The 6,551-nt window shown below is 40.5% G+C and carries 7 protein-coding genes and 2 pseudogenes; 4 read left to right on the forward strand and 5 right to left on the reverse strand.

Annotation, left to right across the window (positions count from 1 at the left end; translation table 11 throughout):
* A pseudogene (locus ACTF6W_RS06660) lies at positions 1–238 on the reverse strand (hypothetical protein); the annotation flags it as partial.
* A gap of 133 nt (positions 239–371) precedes the next feature.
* Between ACTF6W_RS06660 and ACTF6W_RS06665 the strand changes: the two are divergent.
* Complete coding sequence (locus ACTF6W_RS06665) at positions 372–911, forward strand: FMN-binding protein (RefSeq protein WP_438993763.1); 540 nt, start codon at positions 372–374, stop codon at positions 909–911.
* Positions 912–926: 15 nt separating this feature from the next.
* Positions 927–1,736, forward strand: a complete 810-nt coding sequence (locus ACTF6W_RS06670) for an undecaprenyl-diphosphate phosphatase (RefSeq protein ID WP_438993764.1) — start codon at positions 927–929, stop codon at positions 1,734–1,736.
* A 2-nt stretch (positions 1,737–1,738) separates the two neighbouring features.
* Here the strand turns inward: ACTF6W_RS06670 and ACTF6W_RS06675 are convergent, their stop codons facing one another.
* Genes ACTF6W_RS06675 through ACTF6W_RS06690 form a run of 4 tightly spaced genes read right to left on the reverse strand, consistent with a single transcriptional unit; the run spans position 1,739 to position 5,076 of the window.
* Positions 1,739–2,647, reverse strand: a complete 909-nt coding sequence (locus tag ACTF6W_RS06675; RefSeq protein WP_438993765.1) for an alpha/beta hydrolase — start codon at positions 2,645–2,647, stop codon at positions 1,739–1,741.
* 13 nt (positions 2,648–2,660) lie between these two features.
* Entirely contained in the window at positions 2,661–3,977 is a 1,317-nt protein-coding gene (locus ACTF6W_RS06680; protein WP_438993766.1) for a hypothetical protein, read from the reverse strand.
* Positions 3,978–4,035: 58 nt separating this feature from the next.
* On the reverse strand, positions 4,036–4,452 hold the full coding sequence (locus ACTF6W_RS06685; RefSeq protein WP_438993767.1) for a hypothetical protein: 417 nt from the start codon (positions 4,450–4,452) through the stop codon (positions 4,036–4,038).
* Between the two features lie 15 nt (positions 4,453–4,467).
* Complete coding sequence (locus ACTF6W_RS06690) at positions 4,468–5,076, reverse strand: cytochrome b/b6 domain-containing protein (protein ID WP_438993768.1); 609 nt, start codon at positions 5,074–5,076, stop codon at positions 4,468–4,470.
* Positions 5,077–5,366: 290 nt separating this feature from the next.
* Here ACTF6W_RS06690 and ACTF6W_RS06695 point away from each other — a divergent pair, with 290 nt between their 5' ends.
* Positions 5,367–6,011, forward strand: coding sequence for a (2Fe-2S)-binding protein (locus ACTF6W_RS06695; RefSeq protein ID WP_438993769.1), 645 nt, complete (start codon positions 5,367–5,369; stop codon positions 6,009–6,011).
* Between the two features lie 2 nt (positions 6,012–6,013).
* Positions 6,014–6,551, forward strand: a pseudogene (locus ACTF6W_RS06700) (xanthine dehydrogenase family protein molybdopterin-binding subunit); the annotation flags it as partial.

Below are 6,551 nucleotides of genomic sequence, written 5' to 3' on the forward strand. Positions count from 1 at the left end.
GATCATAAAGGCTAAAAATATGCTCAAGCCTTTTAATTAATAAAACCGCATCTTCAATCACCCGATCAAATTCAGCTTCATCATTTCCGTATGCTTGAATACTGCTATCTGTGCCAAGAACATACCCTTCCCATTTGAAACGCCGATTTTTATCAACTTTTTCACAAGCCCCGTTCATCAATATAATAGTCGGTAATACCGCTACTCCTTTTAATAAATTTCGACGGATATGGTTCATTCATTCTTCCAACATAATATCAATGATAAAGTAAGGCTAAGTTAAACTATTGCGTACATTAGGTAAACTATTGGCGTGAAGAAAATCTTGTGTTACAAGCTTTGACAATAACAAAATAGGGAACAAAATTAAAATGAAGTTTATTGGATTTATCGCTGCGTTTTTAATGATAGGAACAATTATACTACCCGCTCAAACCTATAAACCTGCTGAAAGGGTTTATGTGAAAACGAGCGATTATGTAAAAGGTCATTTTAATGGTGAAACGCCCAAAAAAGCGACCATTTGGGTCATTGGTGATTTGCGTGATGATATCAATGAAGTGTTAAATGGCGCAGACAGCACACCAGTACGTTACCGCTATTGGCGCAAAGATAATAAAACGCTTTGGAAGTCAAACAGTGTGGCGCGCACCATGCCCATTACTGCTGGCGTTGTTGTCGAAGATGGTAAAATTGTTGATATTACTGTCATGACTTACCGTGAATCCCGTGGCCATGAATTTCAAAGTCGCCATCACCGTGTACAATATGTCGGCGCGAGCATTACGAGTGATAATAATCTAACCAATTCTATTGATGGAATTTCGGGCTCTACTTTATCGGTTAATTCCATGAAAAGAATGGCACGTATGGCATTACTGCTTCATAATGATGCTACATCGGATGATTAAGAACAGGATCGCTATTTGACACTTCTTCAAATTATTGTTTTGGCAATTGTACAGGGAATTACTGAATTTCTGCCAATAAGTTCGTCTGGACATCTGATATTAGTTCCCGAACTAACCAATTGGCCTGATCAAGGTATTATGATGGATGTGGGCGTTCACGTTGGTACGCTAGGGGCTGTTATTTTATACTTTAGAAATGATGTCGGTCGAATGGCCTTATCTTTTCTAAAACTGATCTCGTTTAATAAAAGTTATGATAAAACCGATCGACATTTAATGTGGATGATCATTCTTTCAACGATACCTATTGTCATCTTTGGGGCGGCCGCATCTTCGCTTGGCTTAACGGATGCATGGCGTACCATTGAAATTATCGGTTGGACATCAATTATATTTGGTATTTTGCTTTATGTGGTCGACACGAAATGCGATGTTAAATTGGACTTATCAAAAATATGCTTCGGCCATACCATGATTATCGGCTTTGCACAAGTGCTTGCCATTATCCCGGGCACAAGCAGGTCCGGCATAACCATGACGGCGGCACGGTCACTTGGTTTCTCAAGGACCGATGCGGCGCGCTTTTCAATGCTGATGTCCATTCCGACAATTCTTGCCGCGGCGATTTTACAAGTTTCAGATTTGACGGAAACAGGCAACGCGACAATTGGCAGCGATTTGCTTCTGGGCGCGGCACTTTCATTTACCGCCGCCCTTATTGCTATAGCGGGATTACTTAAATGGTTAGAGCGATCCTCTATGACACCATTTGTGATTTACCGAGTATTACTCGGTATCGGTTTACTCGTTTATGTTTACGCTTAAACCTATTCAATCCATTCAATAAAATTAATTGACGCATCGATTAATTGCTTACGTGATTTTTCAAGCAGCGCCGCGTGATCACCATCATTAAGCACAACCCATTGTTTCTGTCCATTTGGAAAGGCTGCAAAAGAATTAGCATGCATCTCTGTATCTGTTAATGGATCAAATTCACCCTCAAGCAGCAATACAGGCATGGTGACTTTGGAAGCATCAATTTGATTATATTGATGTTGCATATTCCAATCCATTCTAATTGGATCGGCTTCAAGTGAATGGCGCACATATTCATCGATGGCCTTTTGGCTGATGGAACCCGGAACCAAAAAATCACTTGCGGCCGCTACGGCAGTTGTTGCTTCTTTGGGTGGCTCACTTTCAATCATTTCTTTTGGGTATACAAAACCAGCTCTGACAGGATAGCCAAACAAGGTCAGGCTTTTAATGTTTTCAGGATAACTTTGGGCCGCAATGTGACTTAACATTGACCCCATTGACCACCCCCAAAGATGGATTTTTTGATCTGTTCTTTCCGCCAACCATTTAAGAACAATTGATATATCTCGTGCAGATCGATTTGGTGTATTCCAACCCGTTTCATCGCGCGGCGTTTCACCATATCCACGTGCGTCCATTGCCCAAACACTATAACCGCGCTCATTAAACCCATCCATTAAGGAAAGCTCTTCCCCTTCCACTTGTAAATCAAAATCAGGAAGGGAACTCCATGTGCGCCCGTGGTGAAGTAAAATAATACCTTTTGGATTATCAACTGATTTTTCCCAGACGGCCATAGGATGCCCATCTGCATCAACAGTATGTTTCTTTGCATAGTCTTGCGCAAATGCCAGACTAAACGAGCCTGCTAATATTATTGTTGGAAATAGAATTAAAATTCTTAGCAGTCTCATAATATTCACCATCTTATTGTGTTATATAGGCCCAGTTCTTTGCTCTTAAGTAATTTTGAACCGGCATAATCGTTTCAATTTCACCAGAATATGTAGTAACCGTTAAGATCAGCACATCATTCTTATGAAGCTTATCGATATTCTCTACTGTGTTTTTGGGCAAAATATATACTTTTGCACCATTTGGCGCAGCATCACCTGTCTGCGCATTATATTTTAAATGATCATCACTTATTTCGGCTTCGCTTGAAATTTTAGCATTCGCCGCTTTAAGCTGCTCAACATTAGCCATAAAATTGCCGTTGTTTAATAGGTTGCTACCGATGGGGCCTTCGATAACTTTATTTTGATTTTTAAGGTCATTATCTTTTGGGTCACGGTACGTTAGCGAAACATTTTTAACTTCTTGACCATCAAACGTATTTAATACAATACCTGCTTCATCATCCGTATTTATAAAAAATGTACATCCAACCTCAACATTCTTGCCGCCGCATCCGGGATAAGATACGGCCCAATTTAATGCTTCTTCACGAGGACGAAATGCTGTCCATTCCGTAAAATCATTTGCAGGACGACTATATGGATATTGTCGTTCCGCTGCATCAGCCCCTTCAACAAAAGCTCTCACCGTTTTTTCAAGATTAAAGTAATAACTCGTAATATCCTGAAGTCTGACTTTCGCTTGAACGGCGCCCAATTCTTTTGGCGCACCGCTTTGCAAGGTTGCTTGACTTTCAATGTAATTTACCGTTGATCTTTCTTCGGCCACTTTCACCACCGAATCCATAAACGCATTCCATACTTCTTCATCAGCTTGCGAAAGATAATTTGCTTTCACTTCTTCATAAAGATTATCAAGCATTTTCCATTCATCATCAGTCAAATAATTAAGCAGTAAACCACTTTCTATTCTTCCTTCTTGGCGATGTTGCTCATCAATAATATGAACTTGTCTTGCAAGAATGACGTGGTTGACCATATGGTCCATAGCTTGTTGCTGTGCAATCGCAAGGTAATTATCCAACTGCTCTGAATTGCATGGCACACGGCGGGCAAATATGCGCGCTTCTTTTTTGAACTTTTCAACGCCATCCATTTTGCCGGCAAAGCTACTATTGGCAAATACTATTTGCCCATTTAAAGCTTCCGCCTCAAGACGCGTTAATACTGGACAGTGTTGATTATATTCTTCAATAACGACCATGGCTTGATAGTTCTGAAAAAGCTGTGTTTGATCTTCTTGTGAAAATGCTGGTGATGCCATTAAAGGACCACCCAAACCAATTGTAAGAATTCCAAGTGCTGTTTTTATTTTACCAGAAACCATAAATTATCCTGTTTTGTTATCACTTAAACTCAGCGTAACAACTAAATAAGGCAAAATTTTACTGATGTCTTGATAAAGAGGTTAAAGCTTCATCAATCAAGAAAATATCTGTTAGAAGTGCACGTAAGTGAATTGATGCATTTAAATTATCAATAACCTGCGATCCGATTGAAGGCAGTGACATCACGAGATCAACCGCCTTTTTCGATTTTACTGCATCTTCTTTAAGTACGGATAGATAATTTAAATAAATTTCTGCATTATCGCCTGTTGCATCGTTTATGACCGTTTCAAAATCATCAACAATTGACACAAGTCCATTTTGCATTCTTTCTAAATAGACTCTTATTGAAGGACCACTTCCTCCGCTAGTTGGCTCATCTATCAAACCTTGCGCCGCATAGGCCAACATATATTCATATCCTGCTTCTACATCATTTATAGAATTGCGGAGTGTTTCATTATTATTACTCATAATATTCTTTCTAACTTATTTTGTTTCCCAGCGATCCGGGTCGTGATTTTCATTATATTCTTCTTTTGTCATCCAGCCCTTAATCATTGAACGCAAATACATTGCTTTTTCAGGGCGTAGTGAAAAATAAATATGCATCATAACAAAGCTTACAAAAAAGAGCGTCGACAATCCATGTAAAACATAAAGTATTCCCCAAGTATCCGCATTAAAAATAAAAGGATCCCTTTGCCAAAATGGTGTATCAATTTTCAAAAGCATCAACCAGCCGGTAATTAATGAAATAAGACTTAAGCCCGTCATTCCGTGATGCATAAGTTTTTGTTCTAGTGAATATTTCCCACCACGCACTTTTCCGCCCCCAGCGATAAATTCTTTAATATCCGAAATAGAAATCCACATGGATTTAATTTTCGCCGGACTAAGGGAACGCACTATATGAATTAGTACAGCAATTGTTAAAGCAACACCCGCTATCCAATGTGGTTCAATCCATTCAAATTCAGCTCCGAGAATCGGTGTGACACCAGTTGCAAGTAATATCAAAATGCATACTGCCATTACCCAGTGAAATAATCGACTTAGCCCACTATGGCGGACTACTTGATCTTTATTGTCATCCATTCTTAATACTTCGCTAAAAAATAGCGCCTTTTTTGTAGTTTCCCGTTATTTTGCATCTAGACTTACCAGATATCAAGTTATATAGTAACATTATCTCTTAACGGGAGGTAATAAATATCTCAAGAAAAATCACAAAAATATTCAAGAGATATGAAAACATCGTATTAACAGCGTCAAAATCACCAATTGGGATTATTTGGTGTAATTGACTTTGTCGAGACATTTTTTATGTCTGTTGGATATGTTGCAACAAAATGTATAGAAATTTTAATGTGGAGGAGCACAATTTTATGCAAAAAAAATTCAGTTCAGATCGCTACGATCCTCTGAGCACAGAGAAAGATGACGTTTCCCGACGCCATTTCATCAAAGGCGTAATTGCCGCTGGTGCTGTTGCCGGGACGGCGACTATGGTCACAGGCTGTTCAGACAGTGGTGACAGTTCAGGTGGTTCTGCCGCCGGATCAGTGGAGCGTATGATTTCTATCAACGTCAACGGTATGTCTCGTACTGTCGATGTGGCCGCAAATGAAACACTCGAACACACACTTCGAAATAAGTTAGGCCTTACAGGAACGAAAATCGGTTGCGACCGTGGTTCATGTGGTGCATGTACGGTAATGATCGATGGCGTTACACAAAATAGCTGTTCAATCCTTACACATACAGTACGTGATGCAGCGGTCGTAACAGTTGAAGGCGTAGGTGGCGGAAACGGCCAAATGCATGCAGTACAACAAGCAATGATCGAAGAGCTTGCGCCACAGTGTGGTTTCTGTACTCCAGGTCAGGTTGTTTCAGGTGTCGCTTTACTACAGCGCAATCCAAATCCTTCACGCGAAGAAGTGCGCACAGCGTTGGCTGGTAACCTTTGTCGTTGTGGTGCCTACAACAACTACGTTAACGCAATTGTTAAAGCAGCAGGGAGTGCGTAATAATGGCTGAAAAATTAATTGGTAAAGATTTTACCCCACAAGACGTACAAGCCAAAGTTATGGGAACCGGTAAATATTCCGAAGATTTCCGTAAAGAAGGTATGTGCTATATGAAAATGCTTCTTAGCCCAATGCCAAGTGCAAATGTCACTAGCTTTGATGCATCAGAAGCACTCGCAATGCCGGGCGTGTTAGGTATTCTTACTGCAGATGAAGTTCCTGCAGCGGATGAGCCAAGCTACCCGATGCTTACAAACAAACCTCGTCAGCTCGGTATGCCGATTGCTGCTATTGCAGCAGAATCAGAGCAAATCGCGGCTGAAGCCCTTGAAAAAATTAAAGTGGCTTATGAACCACAACCATTCGTGCTTGATCCTCTAGAGAGCCTCTACCCTGGTGGACCAAATGCACTTGAAAGCGGAAACGTTACTGGTGGTGAAGGTAATCTTCCTATTCATAAGCGTAAATGGTCAGCACGCGATTTTGCTGAAGCAGGTGATGATAAACTTCCAATGGGTGAAGCACCTGACGAATGGACTG

Source organism: Pseudemcibacter sp. (genome assembly GCF_965661635.1).
Classification (GTDB): domain Bacteria; phylum Pseudomonadota; class Alphaproteobacteria; order Sphingomonadales; family Emcibacteraceae; genus Pseudemcibacter.